Source organism: Flavobacterium sp. FG68, from assembly GCF_057808895.1.
This window is the reverse complement of sequence record NZ_JBMDIY010000081.1, coordinates 1-445: the sequence shown is the minus strand read 5'-3', so window position 1 is coordinate 445 and position 445 is coordinate 1. Positions and strand designations below refer to the sequence as shown.

At 37.3% G+C, this 445-nt stretch carries 1 protein-coding gene; it reads left to right on the top strand.

Annotation, left to right across the window (positions count from 1 at the left end; genetic code table 11):
* The coding region (locus ACODSB_RS23995) for a DDE-type integrase/transposase/recombinase (RefSeq protein WP_488938891.1) at positions 1 to 394 on the top strand (394 nt) is incomplete at its 5' end.
* Between the last annotated feature and the right edge of the window lie 51 nt (positions 395 to 445).

Genomic DNA, 445 nt, shown 5'->3' with positions numbered 1-445 from the left:
TGTTGATAAATATGGTAATACGGTGGATTTTCTTTTGACCAGAAGAAGACAGAGGATGAGTGCACAGTCATTCCTGATAAAAGCGATAAAAAATAATTACGTGCCAACAGTAATAAATATCGACAAAAGCGGATCTAACACCAGCGCAATACGGGTTTATAACAAACGGTCATTTTCGAATATAAAGATTAGGCAATGTAAATATCTCAACAATATTGTGGAACAGGACCATCGTTTCATAAAGTGGCGTATACAAAACGGTTTGGGTTTTAAAAGTTTTGCGTCTGCCAGAAGAACCTTGGCAGGAATTGAAGTTGTGCACATGTTGAGAAAGAATCAGATGCTTAACCCAGGAACAAGTATGTTTAAATCATTTTGTAAATTGGCTGCATAATTTTCGGGTTTCTGATTCCTTGCGGATTTACATTGCAGATGCGACAGAACC